At 62.8% G+C, this 17275-nt stretch carries 14 protein-coding genes; 12 read left to right on the top strand and 2 right to left on the bottom strand.

Translation table 11 applies throughout. The features are described from left to right. Positions 1-52: 52 nt before the first annotated feature. On the bottom strand, positions 53-3052 hold the full coding sequence (gene eprS / locus EXN22_RS01430; protein WP_130262121.1) for an autotransporter serine peptidase EprS: 3000 nt from the start codon (positions 3050-3052) through the stop codon (positions 53-55). A 406-nt stretch (positions 3053-3458) separates the two neighbouring features. Between eprS and hcnA the strand changes: the two genes are divergently transcribed. From hcnA to hcnC, 3 genes are read left to right on the top strand one after another with little or no spacing between them, the layout of a single operon-like run. Beyond that, a complete protein-coding gene (gene hcnA, locus EXN22_RS01425; RefSeq protein ID WP_130262120.1) occupies positions 3459-3773 on the top strand; it encodes a cyanide-forming glycine dehydrogenase subunit HcnA in 315 nt (104 codons plus the stop codon). Beyond that, positions 3770-5164, top strand: a complete 1395-nt coding sequence (gene hcnB / locus EXN22_RS01420; RefSeq protein ID WP_130262119.1) for a cyanide-forming glycine dehydrogenase subunit HcnB — start codon at positions 3770-3772, stop codon at positions 5162-5164. Before hcnA ends, hcnB begins: the two co-directional genes overlap by 4 nt. Positions 5165-5167: 3 nt before the next feature. Further along, complete coding sequence (gene hcnC, locus EXN22_RS01415) at positions 5168-6424, top strand: cyanide-forming glycine dehydrogenase subunit HcnC (protein ID WP_130262118.1); 1257 nt, start codon at positions 5168-5170, stop codon at positions 6422-6424. Between the two features lie 18 nt (positions 6425-6442). Here the strand turns inward: hcnC and EXN22_RS01410 are convergent, their stop codons facing one another. Continuing rightward, positions 6443-7327 carry a LysR family transcriptional regulator gene (locus EXN22_RS01410; RefSeq protein ID WP_130262117.1) on the bottom strand — a complete coding sequence of 295 codons (885 nt, stop codon included), beginning with the start codon at positions 7325-7327 and terminating at the stop codon, positions 6443-6445. Between the two features lie 131 nt (positions 7328-7458). Here EXN22_RS01410 and EXN22_RS01405 point away from each other — a divergent pair, with 131 nt between their 5' ends. The 9 genes from EXN22_RS01405 (at position 7459) to EXN22_RS01365 (ending at position 17260) form a co-directional block, all read left to right on the top strand. Continuing rightward, the gene (locus tag EXN22_RS01405; protein WP_130262116.1) at positions 7459-8415 is read left to right on the top strand and encodes an AraC family transcriptional regulator; all 957 of its coding nucleotides are present in this window, start codon (positions 7459-7461) and stop codon (positions 8413-8415) included. Positions 8416-8576: 161 nt separating this feature from the next. Then, entirely contained in the window at positions 8577-9920 is a 1344-nt protein-coding gene (locus tag EXN22_RS01400; RefSeq protein ID WP_130262115.1) for an aromatic acid/H+ symport family MFS transporter, read from the top strand. Between the two features lie 57 nt (positions 9921-9977). Beyond that, positions 9978-11231 (top strand): OprD family porin, encoded by a 1254-nt coding sequence (locus EXN22_RS01395; protein WP_130262114.1) that lies wholly within the window; start codon positions 9978-9980, stop codon positions 11229-11231. A gap of 122 nt (positions 11232-11353) precedes the next feature. Continuing rightward, positions 11354-12310: an AraC family transcriptional regulator gene (locus EXN22_RS01390; protein ID WP_130262113.1), complete on the top strand. Its 957-nt coding sequence runs from the start codon at positions 11354-11356 to the stop codon at positions 12308-12310. Between the two features lie 106 nt (positions 12311-12416). Next, a complete protein-coding gene (gene benA, locus EXN22_RS01385; RefSeq protein WP_130262112.1) occupies positions 12417-13775 on the top strand; it encodes a benzoate 1,2-dioxygenase large subunit in 1359 nt (452 codons plus the stop codon). Then, entirely contained in the window at positions 13772-14260 is a 489-nt protein-coding gene (gene benB / locus EXN22_RS01380; protein WP_130262111.1) for a benzoate 1,2-dioxygenase small subunit, read from the top strand. Before benA ends, benB begins: the two co-directional genes overlap by 4 nt. 24 nt (positions 14261-14284) lie before the next feature. After that, the gene (benC, locus tag EXN22_RS01375; RefSeq protein WP_130262110.1) at positions 14285-15295 is read left to right on the top strand and encodes a benzoate 1,2-dioxygenase electron transfer component BenC; all 1011 of its coding nucleotides are present in this window, start codon (positions 14285-14287) and stop codon (positions 15293-15295) included. Between the two features lie 65 nt (positions 15296-15360). Then, positions 15361-16119 (top strand): 1,6-dihydroxycyclohexa-2,4-diene-1-carboxylate dehydrogenase, encoded by a 759-nt coding sequence (locus tag EXN22_RS01370; RefSeq protein WP_130262109.1) that lies wholly within the window; start codon positions 15361-15363, stop codon positions 16117-16119. Positions 16120-16138: 19 nt separating this feature from the next. After that, entirely contained in the window at positions 16139-17260 is a 1122-nt protein-coding gene (locus EXN22_RS01365; RefSeq protein WP_130266742.1) for a muconate cycloisomerase family protein, read from the top strand. Positions 17261-17275 lie beyond the last annotated feature (15 nt).

Genomic DNA, 17275 nt, shown 5'->3' with positions numbered 1-17275 from the left:
CGTTGGTCAAACTCCGTGTTGCAACGCCTGGTCCCACCAGTGCCCCAGCGCTTCAGAAACGCCATTGCAGGTTGAGCCCCGCGCCATGCTGTTGCTCACGACTGGCCAGGCGCCCTTGGTAGTCCAGGCTCAGGTCCAGGTCGCGGGTCAGCCCCACCCGTGCCTGGAGTCCCACCAGCGCGGCATCGCGCAAGGCCGGCGCAGTTTCCACCCGGAACGGCAGGTCGCTACCGGCAAAGGCCAGGTGCTCGCGATCCTGGGTCCCGCTCAAGCGGTGCTGCCAGCCCAGGCTTGCCGCCAGTTGCAGGTCCTGCTGCGGGCCCAGTTGCCATTGCTGGCGCCCACGCAGGCCCAAGGTGCTGAGCCAGGCATCACGCTGCTCGTCCCCCGCCTGCAGCGCCGCGGCGTCGCCCTTTTCATGGAAGGCATCGCGGTCCAGGTGCTGGTAGGTCAGGTTGACGAAGGGCTCCAACTGCACCGCTGGCAAAGGCAGGCGATAGGCCGCCTCGGCAAACAGCTGCTGGCTGCGGGCATCAACCCGAGCGCGCTGGCGGCCGGACACCTCGCCATAGGCCAGGTCGCGCCGGACCTCGGCACGGTGCCAGCTGTAGCTGCCGCCCAGGCTCAAGCGCAGCTGGTCCAGGTCGTGGCGGGCATAGGCGCCCAGGTGGTAGCTGTCGACCGTGGCCCGGGAGTGGCTGCCACCCATGCCCAGGGAGCTGTCGCTGTAGCCTGCGGCCAGGCCGGCCCGGGTCTGCTCGTCAAGGTCACGATCCAGGCCCAGCAGCAGGCCGCCCAGGGAACTGGTATAGGACTCGCTGCCTTGCACGCCCTCGATGCGTCCCCAACTGCCCAGGCCCTTGAGCCAGAGTTGGGTCGAACCTGTCTCGCTCGCAGTCGTTCCAGGCGCGTTGGCAGTCAGTACCGGGCCTTGCAAACGCTCGCCCAGGGCATCGCGCAAAACCGAGCCCTGGCTGAGCAGCATCGAGTCCAGCGCCGGGTAGATCTCCCCCGACAGCTGCCGCAGGCCGTCCCGGGCCTGGTCTACCGAGGTCAAGAGCAGCAGGCTTTCATACACGGGATTGCCCGGCCCCAACTGCTCCACGGCGCCGCCGCTGGAGCGCTGGTTGGCCGTGGTACCGACACTGGCGAACGTCGCGTCGCTGCGCGTCACATCCAGCTGCACGCCGTTGGCCGAGTAATCGAGTACGGTCCCCAGAAACAGGTAGCTGGGTTGGACCTGGGCAAAGCGCCCGTTGACGCCACCTGCGGCCTGCAGAATGTCGAACTGGCGTCCCACCAGGCTGGATACCGGGCCACCGGTCAACAGGTTCGGCTGAGCCAGGGGCTCCAGGCTGAGATTGGCGCCGCCGACACTGGCCTGGCCGCCAACGACGAGCTGGTCGCTGGCCGTGGGCGACAGCTCCACCCGATAGGTCGAGCTCGGCTGCAGGTCCAGGTTGCCGGCGACATTCAAGGTACCGATAGAGTTACCTGGGGCCACCACGCCCCCGGCGCTGGCGGTCAGGGCACCGATCCGGCCGTTGCCGCCCAGGGTACCGTCTGCGTTGACCGTCACCGCCGATTGCAGGTTGCCGTTGACCACCAGCAGCCCGCCCTCGACCCGGGTCGGGCCGCGATAGCTGTTATCGCCCGAAAGCACCAGCCAGCCAGCCCCGGTCTTGACCAGGCTGCCCTGGTAGACCCGCTGCGCGGCAGCCGCGTCGCGGGCCATGCCCAGCGCAAAGTCGCTGCGATCCTGCTGGCTGGCTCCCGGTGCCAGGCCATTCTCCCAGCCGCGATCCTTGAGGGTCTGCTGCCAGGCTTGGCGTTCCACGGCGTCCTCGGCCTGACGCTGCACCAGGGCCTGGTCGGAGATGCCGTTGCTCCAGGTATCGCCCTGCCCGCGGTCCAGGTTGACGTTGAACTCACCCAGTAACTGCCCGGGGCCGTGCAACGCCCGATTCAGGTCCGGGACGCCCCAACCCACCCGTTCGCTGGGCCCCTGGGTCGGCGAGCCATCGAGCTGGCGCGAGGTGGTCAGCAGCACCTGCAGGGCCTGCTGGTTGTTCAGGTAGGGATAACGCTCCATGACCAGGGCCAAGGCCCCAGTGGCATGGGGCGCGGCCATCGAGGTGCCGTTGTAGGTGGCGTAGCCGCCACCGGGCACGGTACTGGTGATCGCCGCACCCGGGGTTGCCAGGCACCAGTACTTGGCGATGCCGCACTGGTTGTATTTCTGCTGGTTGTTCTTGTCCAGGCCCGACACCGCCAGCCAGTGGCCTTCCAGCTCCGGCTGAAAGTACGGCAGCGCCGAGCGCACGCTGGCATTGGCATAACCGCTGTTGCCGGCGCTGAATACGTTGATCACGCCATGGCGCGCCACGTCGCCGGCGGCGTCGAGCCAGGTGTCCTGCTGGAAATGCTGGGCGTAGGCCGCGCGCAAGTCGCCCAGGGTCTGGTAGCTGACCCCCTTGGGCTGGCTGCCCCAGCTGTTATTGATGGCCCGAGCCCCAGCATCCACCAGGGCATCGTAGACCGCCTTGAAATACCGCGGATCGGGGTCGGTACCGAACAGAAACTTATCGTTTTTGTTGGTGTTGCCCACGTACACCTGGGCATTGAAGGCCACGCCCTGCATGCCAACGCCATCACGGGCCGCGCCCATGGTGCCGGTGACATGGGTGCCATGGGCGTCGTTGGCGCCATTGAGCACCCCGGAGACACTGAACGCGGTGCCGTCCAGGTACTGGCCGGTGGCGGTAACCGCGTGGAAGCGTCCGGGGCTGGCCTCGGGATGGGCGGCATCGAATCCTGAGTCCAGGGCGCCGATGCTGACCCCGGCGCCGGTGATCCCGGCGGCATAGGCCTGGCTCGCCTGCATGCGCGCAAGGCCCCAGTCCTGCTGGTATTCGGCCGACTGCCAGCTGGCGGGGTCGCCCGTGCGGCCAGTTTCCTGATAGGCCGCCGCAGCCGACGGCGGCAGTCCGGTGACAAACGCCAGGCACAGGGTGCCCGTCAGCGTCTTGAGCTGATCACATCTCACATCCATGTCGATGACTTCTCTTGTTTTTGTTGTTGGGTCGCCCGTCCCAGGTCGACCGGTGTGTCGCTGCACTGCTCGGCCGCAAGCTCGCGGCCCCTTCGAGGCAGAGGCAGTTTCCCGCCTTTGGCCAGGTTACTTCAGCCTCAGGCCAAGGAGGCAGCCTTCGACCGCAAATTGTGAGCCGGTCAACAAAATGCTGCCGTGCAGCACCTCGATTCTGAGCAGGAAGCACTATAGCCGTAGCAGCGCCAATTGCTCCGACATCAAATATCTATGCAACACCTGCCGGGGGCTTGGCGTTTTTGTCGGTTTGTCTGGCAAGCAGACCCATTAGCTGGCCTGGATCAATAGTCCAGGGGCACGCTTGGCTTAGTGTGCGCAGTCCATGTTTCTTTTTCACGGACGAAAAGCTATGCAGACTCTGGAGCGAAAGCTAGATATCCAGCCCCTGTCGCGGGCGGACATGACCATCGAACTCAACGGCCAGGCAGTGGACGTCGCCGCCGGTGAAACCGTGCTCAGCGTGCTCAATGCCGTGGGCATGCGCCAGGTGGCGCGCAATGACCACGACCAGCTGACCGGCGCTTTCTGCGGCATGGGTGTGTGCCATTGCTGCCTGGTATCTATCAATGGCCGGCCCAAGCGCCGCGCCTGCCAGACCGTGGTACAACCGGGCATGCAGGTCGAAACCGGGACCAACCGTTTTGCCGGTCAGGAGGCGCCATGAGCCTGCGTCCAGTAATTGTCGGTGGTGGTTCGGCGGGTATGGCGGCAGCGATCGAGCTGGCCAATCACGGTGTTTCCAGCCTGCTTTTCGATGAAGCCTCGCGCCCCGGTGGTGTAGTGTTTCGCGGACCGCTGCGCAGCGGTGTCGACCTTGGGTACCTGGGCGCCCGCTACAGCAAAGCGCTGAAGAAACTGCACAAGGATTTTGCCGCCTGCGCCGATCGCATCGACCTGCGCCTGAACAGCCGTGTGGTGGGGGGCGACGAGCAACGCCTGATGGTGCTCGATGCCGAAGAAGCCCTGCACGAAATCGATTATTCCCACCTGCTGCTGTCGGCCGGTTGCCACGAACGCAATGTGCCTTTCGCGGGCTGGACCCTGCCGGGGGTCATGCTTCTCGGCGGCCTGCAACTGCAGATCAAAAGTGGCGTGGTCAAGCCGCTGGGCAGCACCGTGATTGCCGGCACCGGGCCGTTGTTGCCTCTGGTGGCCTGTCAGTTGCACGCGGCCGGGGCGAAAGTGGCCGGTGTCTATGAGGCGTGCCCGTTCAGCAAGATTGCCCGCGAAAGCCTGGCGCTGATGAACAAGCCGCAGCTGTTCCTCGATGGCCTGAGCATGCTCGGCTACATGAAGCTCAATGGCATCCCCATGTATTACGGCTGGGGTGTGGTCGAAGCCAAAGGCGAGGGCGAGCTGGCCGAAGTGACCCTGGCGCCCTACGACGATGACTGGCAACCGGACCTGAGCCGCGCGCAACGCGAACCGGCGCAAACCCTGGCGGTGGGCTACGGCTTCATTCCGCGTACGCAACTGAGCCAGCAACTGGGCCTGGACCACGGCTTCAACGAAGACGGTTACCTGCGCCCGGAAAGCAATGTCTGGCAGCAAAGCAGCCAGGCGCATATTCACCTGGCGGGTGACATGGGTGGCATCCGCGGTGGCGAAGCGGCGATGCTCACCGGGCGCATCGCGGCGGTTTCGATCCTGCTGCAGCGCGAAGTGCTCAACGCTGAACAGGCCATCGAACTGCGCGAGAAATACCTCGGCCAGTTAGCGGCGATCAAGCGCTTTCGCGCTGGCGTAGAACGTTACACCCATCGCGGCACCAAGCAGATCGACCTGCCGCAGCCGGATACGGTGATCTGCCGCTGCGAGCACGTCACGCGCAGCGATATCGATCGCGCCCTGGAGCAGGGCGTTGAGGACATGGCCGGGTTGAAGATGCGCACCCGGGTGAGTATGGGCGACTGCCAGGGGCGCATGTGTGTCGGCTACTGCAGCGACCGGCTGCGCGAGGCCACCGGGCGTGCCGACGTCGGCTGGCTGCGGCCGCGTTTCCCGATCGATCCGATTCCATTCTCCGCATTCCAGCAACTTGGCACGGAAGCCTGAAGCATGAACAGAACCTATGATGTGGTCATCGCCGGCGGCGGTGTGATCGGTGCGTCGTGCGCCTACCAGTTGTCCAAGCGCAAGAACCTGAAGATCGCCCTGATCGATGCCAAACGCCCGGGCAATGCCACCCGTGCGTCGGCCGGCGGCCTGTGGGCGATCGGTGAGTCTGTAGGCCTGGGCTGCGGGGTGATCTTCTTTCGCATGATGTCGGCCAAGCACAAGCGCGAGGCCCATGGTGCGGCAGTGGCGGTGGATTCGAGCACACCGCACATCTTGCCGCAGTCGTTCTTCGATTTTGCCTTGCAGTCCAATGCACTTTATCCACAGCTGCACCGTGAGTTGATCGACCGCCACGGCATGGACTTCAAGTTCGAGCGCACCGGCCTCAAGTATGTGATCTACGACGATGAAGACCGGATGTACGCCGAACACATCGTTGCGCAGATTCCGCACCTGGCCGACCAGGTGCGCTGGCTTGACCGCGAGGCCCTGCGCCAGGCGGAACCTGCAGTCAGTCATCAGGCCCAAGGCGCCCTGGAGTTCCTCTGCGATCACCAGGTCAGCCCGTTCCGCCTGGCCGATTCGTACATGGAAGCGGCGCGGCAGAATGGCGTCGACCTGTTCCACAACACCAATATTACCGGTGTGCTGCACCAGGGCTCGCGGGTCAGCGCTGTGCAAACCGCCGAGGAGGGCACTTTCCACTGCGACACCCTGATCAACGCTGCGGGTGCCTGGGCCGCAGATTTGAGCGAATGGGCCACCGGCCTGCGGATTCCGGTCAAGCCGGTCAAAGGCCAGATCATCCTCACCGAGCGCATGCCCAAGCTGCTGCAAGGCTGCCTGACCACCAGCGACTGCTATATGGCGCAGAAGGACAACGGCGAAATCCTGATCGGCAGCACCACCGAAGACAAAGGCTTCGACGTCAGCAACACCTTCCCGGAAATCAACGGTCTGGTTCAAGGCGCGGTTCGCTGTGTGCCGGAGCTTGCGCAGATCAACCTCAAGCGCACCTGGGCCGGCTTGCGCCCGGGCTCGCCGGACGAGTTGCCTATTCTGGGGCCGGTTTCTGAAGTCAGCGGTTACCTGAATGCCTGTGGACACTTTCGCACCGGCATTCTTACCTCGGCCATCACCGGGGTGCTGATCGACAAGGTCCTGCACCAGGAAACTCTGCCGCTGGACATCACCCCGTTCCTTGCCCAGCGCTTTGACTTGCTGGCTGTGGAAAACAACCAGGCCGCCCTGGCCTGATTGTGGATAAGCCGGCCTTCAGCCCTGGGGGCCGGTTTTCATCTGTTCTACCAGACTCAGACACCGCCTGACCTGTGGCGAGTTATCCCCAGCTCGGCGGCTGAGAATGATCGGTGACACCGCGGCTTTTTCAGGCAACGGTGCAAAAACAATGTCGGCGCGGTGTTGGTTTTGCACGGACGCTGGCACCAACGTTATCCCCAGGCCAGCGGCGACCAGGCCCAATGCGGTCTGCAGTTCGTTGGTCCACTGCACAACCTTGATGTTGACACCATGGGCTGTGAACAGCGCCCAGATGTGATCGGCATAGCTTGGTCGCGGGTTGGCCGGATAGAGCACAAAGGGCTCGTCGGCGAGGCGTTTGAGATCCAGGGCCTGGCCGAGCAGCGGGTGGCCACAGGGCAGGGCAACCACCAATGCTTCCTCGCGCAGCAGCACCTGCTCGATGGCCGGATCCTGAATGTGAATGCGGCCAAAGCCGATATCGATGCGGCCGGCCTTCAGCGCTTCGACCTGCTGTAAGGTGATCATTTCCTGCAGCCCCAGCTCCAGTTCCTCGTTGCGCCGCAACTGGCGGATCAACTCGGGTAGCAAGTCATAAAGCGTCGACGGCGCAAAGCCGATGCGCAGCCACTGCCGTTCGCTGTTGGCGATGCGGCGGGTGCCGTCGGCGATCTGTTCGAGCTGATCAAGCAGGGCGCCACTGTGTTCATGGAAAAACCGCCCGGCCTCGGTCAGGCGCAGGGGCCGACCGCGTTCGAGCAACTGCACACCGAGAATGTCCTCCAGCTGGCGGATCTGTCGGCTCAATGGCGGCTGGGCGATGTGCAGCTGTTCGGCGGCGCGGGTGAAATTGAGGGTTTGCGCGAGCACCCGGAAGTAGCGCAGATGACGCAGTTCCATGATACCTCCTGGGTATGGTTGCCTACCCAACGGATATTGGACTGCCTGCTGGCGCTGGCGCAAGCTGCTGAGGGTGTGGATAACCAGACCCTGTGGATATCGTCGAACCAGAATAACAATGAGGCCGGCCCATGAGCAGCCAACTGTTGAGCGAACGCAGCCGTGTGTTCCAGCGTGCCGACCCTTATGCGGTGTCCGACTACGTCAACCAGCATGTCGGCGGCCATAGCCTGCGCCTGCCGCGCAGCGGTGACCTGCAGGCGAGCATCAACCATCGCAAGTTCGCCAGCCTCGACCTGTGCCGCTTGAGCTACGGGGGTAGGGCGCGGATTACTTCACCGGCGCTGGGTAGCCTGTATCACCTGCAGATCCTGCTCAAAGGCCACTGCCATTCAAGCTGCCGCGGTGATGAGCATCACTATGTGCCCGGCGAGCTGCTGTTGATCAACCCGGATGACCCGGTTGACCTTACTTACTCGGCCGACTGCGAGAAATTCATCCTCAAACTGCCGGCCAGCCAACTCGAGCAGGCCTGCCTGGAACAGCGCTGGCAATTGCCCGAAGGCGGTATCCGTTTCACCAGTGCACTGCATGCCGCCGGTGCACTGGAAGGGTTTATCGGCCTGCTGGGGCTGGTGTGCGAAGAAGCAGAAAACACACAGTCGTTGCCTCAAGTTCAGAAGCACTACGAGCAGATTGTCGCCAGCAAATTGCTCAGCCTGCTGGGCAACAACATCGATCGATGTGAGCCGGGGCTGCAGACCCACTCGTTCGAACAACTGGCCGCCTACATCGATGCCAACCTGCATCAGGACATCGCTGTCAGCCAGTTGATGACGGTGGCGCGGGTCAGCGAGCGTTCGTTGTACTCGCTGTTCGAGCGTCACGCCGGCCTGTCGCCCAAGGGCTACGTACGCCAGCGCAAGCTCGAACGTATTCACGCGGCCCTGCAGGATGCGTCCAGCCCGGTGCGCAATGTCACCGAAATCGCCCTGGATTACGGCTTCCTGCACCTGGGCCGCTTCGCCGAAAGTTATCGCCAGCGCTTCGGCGAGCTGCCTTCGGTCACCTTCAAACGTCATCGCTGAACGCTCGTCAGCCGCTGCGCAATCCGGATAGCGATTCGCAGGAAACGGCTATTGGCGCCTCGCCGCCGCTCCTAACCTGATCCTGCGAACACTGCCTGGCCCTGCGCCGGGCAGGTATCGCCATTCGGGTTTCGATAACAACAACAAAAGAGACACGCCTCATGCGAGCGATCGATATCAATAGCCTGATCGATCAGGCGAAATTCAATTCCTTTCACTGGCGTGTGCTGTTCTGGTGCGCGCTGATCATCATCTTCGACGGCTACGACCTGGTCATTTACGGCGTGGTGCTGCCGGCCTTGATGCAGGAGTGGGGCATGACCCCGCTGCAAGCCGGTGCCCTGGGCAGCTATGCATTGTTTGGCATGATGTTCGGCGCCCTGGTGTTCGGCCCGCTGTCGGACCGGATCGGGCGCAAGAAGGCCATCACTGTCTGTGTGATCCTTTTCAGCGGCTTCACCGTGCTCAACGGCTTTGCCCGCAACCCCACTGAGTTTGGCATTTGTCGCTTTCTGGCAGGCCTTGGCATCGGAGGAGTGATGCCCAACGTGGTGGCGTTGATGAACGAGTATGCGCCCAAGCGCATGCGCAGCACCCTGGTGGCGATCATGTTCAGTGGCTACTCGGTGGGCGGCATGCTCTCGGCCGGGCTTGGGATCGTCTTGTTGCCGGCGTTCGGTTGGCAGTCGGTGTTCTATGTGGCGGTCATTCCCTTGCTGTTGCTGCCGTTGATCCTGCGCTACTTGCCCGAGTCCCTGGGGTTTCTGGTGCGTCAGGGCCGTACCGAGCAGGCCAGCCAGTTGCTGCAGCGGGTTGAGCCGAGCTACCAGGCGCAAGCGGGAGACCGCCTGGAGGTGGTGACCGGCACCCACGCCGGTGGTTCGGTGCCGCAACTGTTTCGCGAAGGCCGGGCGCTGAGCACGTTGATGCTCTGGGTCGCCTTTTTCTGCTGCCTGTTGATGGTTTACGCGCTCAATTCCTGGTTGCCCAAACTGATGAGCAACGCCGGTTACGGCCTGGGTTCAAGCCTGGCGTTCTTGCTGGTGCTGAACTTCGGCGCGATCTTTGGCGCGGTGGGCGGCGGCTGGATTGGCGACCGCTTCAAGCTTGATCGGGTGCTGGTGGTGTTCTTCGCCGTGGCGGCGTTGTCGATCAGCCTGCTTGGCTTCAAGAGCCCGACGCCGGTGTTGTACCTGCTGATCGGCATTGCCGGCGCGACCACCATCGGTACGCAGATTCTGGCCTATGCCTGCGTGGCTCAGTTTTACCCCATGGGGATTCGCTCGACCGGGCTAGGCTGGGCATCGGGTATCGGCCGCAGCGGGGCGATCGTCGGGCCGATCCTGGGGGGAATGTTGCTGGGGATTCAGTTGCCGCTGGCGCTGAATTTCATGGCCTTTGCGCTGCCGGGTGCGGTAGCGGCGGTGGCGATGATGGTGTTTGCAGGGCGTGGAGCTGGCATAGCGGCCCTATCGCGGGTCAAGCCTGCTCCCACAGGGGGGTAGGAGTGGGCTTGACCCGCGATTCTCAACCAGAACAACAATAAAAAGAGCACCCAAATCATGAACCACTTCCCACACTACGGGTTGCTGTCTCTCTGCGCCCTGAGTTTCTGCGCCAGCGCCGCCGAGCCGGACTTCATCAAGGACGCCAGCGCTACCCTGCAAGCGCGCAACTATTACTTCAGCCGCGACTTTTCCGGCATCGTTGGGGCCAATCCGCAGTCCAAGGCCGAGGAATGGGGCCAGGGTTTCATCTTCAACTTCAAGTCCGGTTATACCCCCGGCCCCCTCGGTTTTGGCGTCGATGCCATTGGCTTGCTCGGCCTCAAGCTCGACAGCAGCCCGGACCGCACCGGCACCGGCTTGCTGCCGGTGCAGGACGATGGTCGCGCCGCCGATGACTACAGCCGGGTCGGCGCCACGTTGAAAATGCGCTACTCGAAGACCGAGCTGAAAGTCGGCGAGTTGCAGACCAACCTGCCCATCCTGCAGTACAACGACTCACGCCTGCTGCCGCCTACCTACCAGGGCGTCAGCCTGACCTCTGCCGAGATCAGCGGCTTTACCCTGCAGGCCGGTCACCTGAGTTCAACCAGCCTGCGCAATGAAGCCGGTGACGAAAAAATGATCGCCATGCTCGGCCACCTGCCCCAGCGCCAGGCTGACAGTGATGCCTTCAACTACGCCGGCGGCGACTACAGCTTCAACGCCAATCGCAGCACCGCCAGCCTCTGGTATGGACGTCTGGAAGATATCTATCAACAGGGCTTTGTCGGCCTCAAGCACAGCCAGCCCATGGGCGACTGGACCCTGGGTGCCAACCTTGGATACTTCATGGCCAACGAACAGGGCGAGGCGCGCATTGGCGATATCGACAACCAGGCGTTCTATTCGCTGCTGTCGGCCAAGCATGGCGGCCACACGTTCAGTGTCGGTTACCAGGCGATCTATGGTGAAGACGCTTTCCCACGGGTGTTCCCGAACATCTCGCCGCTGGGCAACGAAGTGCCGACCTACGAGTTCGCCTATACCGACGAGCGATCCTGGCAGGTGCGTTATGACTATGACTTCGTCGCCATGGGCGTTCCCGGGCTGACTGCAACCGTGCGCTACCTCAAAGGCGACAACGTCGATACTGGGCGGGGTTTTGAGGGCAAGGAACACGAGCGTGATTTCGATCTGGGCTACGCCGTGCAAAGTGGCGTGTTCAAGGGCTTGGGGATACGCCTGCGCAACGCCATGGCGCGCTCCAATTACCGCTCGGACATCGATGAGAACCGGGTGATCCTCAGTTACACCTGGACCTTGCTGTAGCGAGGCAAGTGGGAGCGGGCTTGCCCCGCGATGCTTTTGCAAACACACCGTCCATCCCATGGTTGGCCGCCGGCCAGTGCTATCGCTTAGACTGGCCGCACAACTACAACGAGTTCCCTGGTATGGACAGTCCCCTGCTCAGCGAACGCAGCCGGGTGTTCGAGCATGCAGACCCTCATGCGGTGTCGACCTACGTCAACCAGCATGTCGGCCCTCATTGCATCCGCCTGCCCCGTTATGGGCATCCCGAGGCCTACCTTAACCATCGCAAGTTCGCCAGCCTCGACCTGTGCCGCATCAGCTATGGCGCCGATGTGCGGGTCATGTCTGCGGCACTGGAAAACGTATTCCACCTGCAAATCCTGTTGCGCGGCCATTGCCTGTGGCGCCGTGGCCGTGAGGAGCGCCTGCTCAGTCCCGGTGACTTGCTGCTGATCAACCCGGACGAACCGGTCGACCTGGCCTATTCCGCCGACTGTGAAAAATTCATCCTTAAGCTGCCCACCCGCCTGCTCGAATCGGTGTGTGATGAACAGCGCTGGCAACGCCCGGGGGAGGGCGTGCGCTTTGTCGAGCACCACTATCAGTTGCTGGCGCTGGAAGGTTTTGCCGGGCTGCTGGCGATGGTCTGCCAGGAGGCCGAGAGCAGCGAACCGATGCTGCGGGTGCAGGAACACTACAGCCAGATCATCGCCAGCAAACTGCTGACCCTGATGCACACCAACGTCAGCCGTGAAGCGCTGAGCAGCCAGGCGGCCTCCTTCGAGCGCATTGCCGAGTACATCGGTGCCAACCTCAAGCAGGACATCTGCAGCGAGCAGTTGGCGCAGCAGGCGAGCATGAGCCTGCGTTCGCTGTATGCGTTGTTCGAGCGCAACGCCCGCACCACGCCCAAGCTGTACATCCGCCAGCAGAAGCTCGAGCGCATCCGCGCAAGCCTCAGCGACCCCGGCTGCAAGGTCCGCAACATCACCGAGCTTGCCATGGACTATGGCTTCGTCCACCTCGGGCGATTCTCGGAACACTACAAGTCGATGTTCGGCGAACTGCCCTCCGATACCCTCAAACGCCGCCCCTGACACTTTGCAGAAAACGGATAAAGGTCTGCACAAAGCGGATATTTACCGTGCCCCTCGCTCCCTAACCTGACATGGCCTGAACACAATAACAACGGAGGCCCCGGCCATGTCCCTGGGATTCGATTACCTTAATTCCCTGCTTGAAGAAGATCAGGAGAAGGGCGTCTTTCGCTGCAAGCGCGAGATGTTCACCGACCCCCGTCTGTTCGATCTGGAAATGAAACACATCTTCGAGGGCAACTGGCTGTACCTTGCCCATGAAAGCCAGATTCCCGAAAAGAACGACTTTCTCACCACCACCATGGGGCGCCAGCCGATTTTCATCGCGCGCAACAAGGATGGGGTGCTCAATGCCTTCCTCAATGCCTGCAGCCACCGCGGTGCGATGCTCTGCCGGCACAAGAGCGGTAACCGCTCGTCCTACACCTGCCCGTTCCACGGCTGGACCTTCAACAATTCCGGCAAGCTGCTCAAGGTCAAGGATCCGGTCGACGCCGGCTACCCGGCGAGCTTCAATTGCGAAGGCTCCCACGACCTGACCAAGGTCGCCCGCTTCGAGTCTTACCGCGGCTTTCTGTTCGGTAGCCTCAACCCTGACGTTGTGCCGTTGGTGGAACACCTGGGCGAGTCGGCCAAGATCATCGACATGATTGTCGACCAGTCGCCCGAAGGCCTGGAAGTGTTGCGCGGCTCTTCGTCCTACATCTACGAAGGTAACTGGAAGCTGACCGCCGAGAATGGTGCCGATGGCTACCACGTCAGCGCCGTGCACTGGAATTATGCCGCCACCCAGAACCAACGCAAACAGCGCGAGGCTGGTGGTGAGGTGAAAACCATGAGCGCTGGCGGCTGGGCTAAAAGTGGCGGCGGTTTCTACTCTTTCGACAAGGGCCATCTGTTGCTCTGGACCCGCTGGGCCAACCCCGAAGACCGTCCGCTGTTCGAGCGCCGCGACGAGCTGGCGGCCGACTTTGGCCAGGCCCGCGCCAACTGGATGATCGAAAACTCGCGCAACCTGTGCCTGTACCCGAACGTGTACCTGATGGACCAGTTCAGCTCGCAGATCCGAATCGCCCGGCCGATTGCCGTGGACAAGACCGAAATCACCATCTACTGCATCGCACCCAAGGGTGAGAGCACTGAGGCGCGGGCCCAGCGTATCCGTCAGTACGAAGACTTCTTCAACGTCAGCGGCATGGCCACCCCGGATGATCTGGAAGAATTCCGCTCCTGCCAAATGGGCTACCAGGGTGGGCGCGGCTGGAACGATATGTCCCGTGGCGCTACCCACTGGGTCGAAGGCGCTGATGCCGCCGCGCAGGAAATCGACCTGCATCCGCAACTGAGCGGCGTGCGTACCGAAGACGAAGGCCTGTTCGTGCTGCAACACAAGTACTGGCAGGACACCATGCTCAAGGCGCTTGCCGCCGACCAGCAGTTGATTCCTGTGGAGGCCGTGCAATGAGCATTTCCTTCGAGCAAGTGCGCGACTTCCTGTTCGAGGAAGCGCGCTATCTGGACGACAGCCAATGGGACAACTGGCTGGAGTGCTACGCCGCCGACGCGACCTTCTGGATGCCGGCCTGGGACGACAACGACCAGCTCACCGAAGACCCGCAACGGGAAATCTCGCTGATCTGGTACGGCAACCGTGGCGGCTTGGAAGACCGCGTGTTCCGGATCAAGACCGAACGCTCCAGCGCGACCATGCCCGACACCCGGACCTCGCACAACATCAGCAATATCGAGCTGCTGGAGCAGGGCGATGGCCTGTGCAGGGTGCGCTTCAACTGGCACACCCTGAGCTTTCGCTACAAGACCGTGGACAGTCATTTCGGCACCAGCTTCTACACCCTCGACGTGCGCGGCGAACGCCCGCTGATCAAGGCCAAGAAGGTGGTGTTGAAGAACGACTACGTGCGTCAGGTCATCGACGTTTACCACATCTGAATCCTGCTTTCTGCGAGGTGTGCCATGCACAAGATCGCCTTGAATTTCGAAGACGGGGTCACCCGTTTCATTGATGCCAGCGCTGACGAAACCGTGGCCGATGCTGCCTACCGCCAGGGCATCAATATTCCCCTGGACTGCCGCGACGGCGCCTGTGGTACCTGCAAGTGTTTTGCCGAAGCGGGCCGTTACGACCTGGGCCAGGAATACATCGAAGATGCCTTGAGTGAAGATGAAGCCGCTCAAGGCTATGTACTGACTTGCCAGATGCGCGCCGAGAGCGACTGCGTGGTGCGCGTGCCGGCATCGTCACAACTGTGCAAGACCGAGCAGGCCAGTTTTGAAGCCAGCATCAGCGCCGTGCGCCAGCTGTCGGACAGCACCATTGCCTTGTCGATCAAGGGTGAGGCCCTGAGCCGCCTGGCGTTCCTGCCCGGGCAGTACGTCAACCTGGGTGTCCCGGGAAGCGCGCAGACCCGCGCTTATTCCTTCAGCTCGTTGCAAAAGGACGGTGAGGTCAGCTTCCTGATCCGCAACGTGCCGGGCGGCCTGATGAGCAGTTTTCTTACCGGTCTGGCCAAGGCCGGCGACAGCATGACCCTGGCCGGCCCCCTGGGCAGTTTCTACCTGCGCGATATCCGTCGGCCGTTGCTGCTGCTGGCCGGTGGTACCGGGTTGGCGCCGTTTACTGCAATGCTGGAGAAGATCGCCGAAGAGGGCAGCGAGCATCCGCTGCACCTGATCTACGGCGTCACCAACGACTTTGATCTGGTCGAGCTGGACCGCTTGCAGGCTTTCGCTGCGCGCATTGCCAACTTCAGTTTCAGCGCCTGTGTGGCCAACCCCGAGAGCCAGCATCCGCTCAAGGGCTACGTCACTCAGCACATCGAGCCACGCCACCTCAACCAGGGCGATGTCGATGTCTACCTGTGCGGCCCACCGCCGATGGTTGAGGCGGTCAGCCAGTACATCCGCGAACAGGGCATTACCCCGGCGAACTTCTACTACGAAAAATTCGCCGCCGCCGCTGCCTGAGCCCGTTTTATGGGGCCGGGCGCATCGTGCGGGTACGGTCGGCCCCTTTTTTATTCGAGGTTGTCATGAACAGATTCACCAATAAGGTCGTGCTGGTTACCGGCGCGGCGCAGGGGATCGGCCGCCGTTTGTGCGAGCGCCTGCTTGCAGAAGGCGCGACGCTGGTGGCCGTGGATCGCTCGGAGCTTGTGCATGAGCTGCAAGGCGAGGACGTGCTGAGCCTGACCGCCGACCTTGAGCAACACGAACACTGCAGCCGGGTAATGGCCGCCGCCGTGGAACACTTCGGCCGCCTCGATGTGCTGGTCAACAACGTTGGCGGCACCATCTGGGCCAAACCGTTCGAGCACTACGAAGCGGCGCAGATCGAAGCGGAAGTGCGTCGCTCGCTGTTCCCCACCCTGTGGTGCTGCCATGCGGCGCTGCCGTACATGCTCGAACAGGGCAGCGGGGCGATCGTCAACGTCTCCTCGATTGCGACCCGCAGCATCAATCGCGTGCCCTATGGCGCGGCCAAGGGCGGCGTGAATGCATTGACCGCCTGCCTGGCTTTCGAAACCGCCGGGCGCGGGGTGCGGGTCAACGCCACGGCACCCGGTGGCACTGAAGCACCGCCACGGCGAGTACCGCGCAACAGCGCTGAGCAGAGCACCGATGAGAAGGCCTGGTACCAGCAAATCGTCGACCAGACCCTCGACAGCAGCCTGATGAAACGCTACGGCAACCTCGATGAGCAGGTTGGCGCAATCCTCTTCCTCGCCAGCGACGAAGCCTCTTACATCACCGGCACGGTACTGCCGGTCGGTGGCGGCGACCTCGGTTGAGCGCCCCAGGAGAATCATGATGAGTCAGCCCCTGATTGAGCACATCTCGACCCTGATCGTCGATTTGCCGACCATTCGCCCGCACAAGCTGGCGATGCACACCCTGCAAAAGCAAACCCTGGTGATCATCCGCCTGCAGTGCAGCGACGGCATCGAAGGCCTCGGTGAAGCCACCACCATTGGTGGCCTGGCCTACGGCAACGAAAGCCCGCAGAGCATCAAGCAGAACATCGACAGCTACTTCGCACCGCTGCTGACCGGCCTGGATGCCAGCAACATCAACGCCGCCATGCAGCGACTGGACAAGGTGATCAAGGGCAATACGTTCGCCCGCTCGGGGATCGAAAGCGCGTTGCTCGATGCCCAAGGCAAGCGCCAGGGCCTGGCGGTCAGCGAGTTGCTTGGTGGGCGCGTGCGCGACAGCCTCGAAGTGGCCTGGACCCTGGCCAGCGGTGACACCCAAGGCGATATCGCCGAGGCCGAGCAGATGCTCGACCTGCGCCGTCACCGGATCTTCAAACTGAAGATCGGTGCCAACGAGGTGGCCCATGATCTGCGCCATGTCATTGCGATCAAACGTGCCTTGGGTGAGCGCGCCAGCGTGCGCGTCGACGTCAACCAGTACTGGGACGAGTCCCAGGCGATCCGTGCCTGCCAGGTGCTGGGCGACAACGGTATCGATTTGATCGAACAACCGATCTCGCGCATCAACCGCGCTGGGCAAGTGCGCCTGAACCAGCGCAGCCCGGCGCCGATCATGGCCGATGAATCGATCGAAAGCGTCGAGGATGCCTTCAGCCTTGCGGCTGACGGCGCCGCCAGCATCTTCGCCCTGAAGATCGCCAAGAACGGTGGTCCACGCGCCGCGCTGCGTACTGCGCACATCGCCGAAGCCGCCGGCATCGCCCTGTACGGCGGGACCATGCTCGAAGGCTCGATCGGCACCCTGGCTGCCGCTCATGCCTTTGTCACCCTCAATCAGTTGACCTGGCACACCGAACTGTTCGGCCCGCTGCTGCTGACCGAGGAGATCGTTACCGAGGCCCCGGTGTATCGCGACTTTGCCCTGCAGGTACCCCGCACCCCCGGCCTCGGCCTGACCCTGGACGAAGAGCGCCTGGCGTTCTTCAGCCGCACGTAAGCAAGGAGAGACGCC

Source organism: Pseudomonas tructae (genome assembly GCF_004214895.1).
Lineage (GTDB): Bacteria > Pseudomonadota > Gammaproteobacteria > Pseudomonadales > Pseudomonadaceae > Aquipseudomonas > Aquipseudomonas tructae.
This window is presented reverse-complemented; position numbering and strand designations above follow the sequence as displayed.

What these genes read in the sequence shown, in the direction of transcription:
- EXN22_RS01405 (WP_130262116.1), top strand. Translation starts at nt 7,459, where the DNA reads ATGAGCAGCCAACTGTTGAGCGAACGCAGCCGTGTGTTCCAGCGTGCC.
- EXN22_RS01390 (WP_130262113.1), top strand. Translation starts at nt 11,354, where the DNA reads ATGGACAGTCCCCTGCTCAGCGAACGCAGCCGGGTGTTCGAGCATGCA.
- EXN22_RS01395 (WP_130262114.1), top strand. Translation starts at nt 9,978, where the DNA reads ATGAACCACTTCCCACACTACGGGTTGCTGTCTCTCTGCGCCCTGAGT.
- hcnA (WP_130262120.1), top strand. Translation starts at nt 3,459, where the DNA reads ATGCAGACTCTGGAGCGAAAGCTAGATATCCAGCCCCTGTCGCGGGCG.
- hcnC (WP_130262118.1), top strand. Translation starts at nt 5,168, where the DNA reads ATGAACAGAACCTATGATGTGGTCATCGCCGGCGGCGGTGTGATCGGT.
- benC (WP_130262110.1), top strand. Translation starts at nt 14,285, where the DNA reads ATGCACAAGATCGCCTTGAATTTCGAAGACGGGGTCACCCGTTTCATT.
- hcnB (WP_130262119.1), top strand. Translation starts at nt 3,770, where the DNA reads ATGAGCCTGCGTCCAGTAATTGTCGGTGGTGGTTCGGCGGGTATGGCG.
- benA (WP_130262112.1), top strand. Translation starts at nt 12,417, where the DNA reads ATGTCCCTGGGATTCGATTACCTTAATTCCCTGCTTGAAGAAGATCAG.
- benB (WP_130262111.1), top strand. Translation starts at nt 13,772, where the DNA reads ATGAGCATTTCCTTCGAGCAAGTGCGCGACTTCCTGTTCGAGGAAGCG.
- EXN22_RS01365 (WP_130266742.1), top strand. Translation starts at nt 16,139, where the DNA reads ATGAGTCAGCCCCTGATTGAGCACATCTCGACCCTGATCGTCGATTTG.
- EXN22_RS01400 (WP_130262115.1), top strand. Translation starts at nt 8,577, where the DNA reads ATGCGAGCGATCGATATCAATAGCCTGATCGATCAGGCGAAATTCAAT.
- EXN22_RS01370 (WP_130262109.1), top strand. Translation starts at nt 15,361, where the DNA reads ATGAACAGATTCACCAATAAGGTCGTGCTGGTTACCGGCGCGGCGCAG.
- eprS (WP_130262121.1), bottom strand. Translation starts at nt 3,052, where the DNA reads ATGGATGTGAGATGTGATCAGCTCAAGACGCTGACGGGCACCCTGTGC.
- EXN22_RS01410 (WP_130262117.1), bottom strand. Translation starts at nt 7,327, where the DNA reads ATGGAACTGCGTCATCTGCGCTACTTCCGGGTGCTCGCGCAAACCCTC.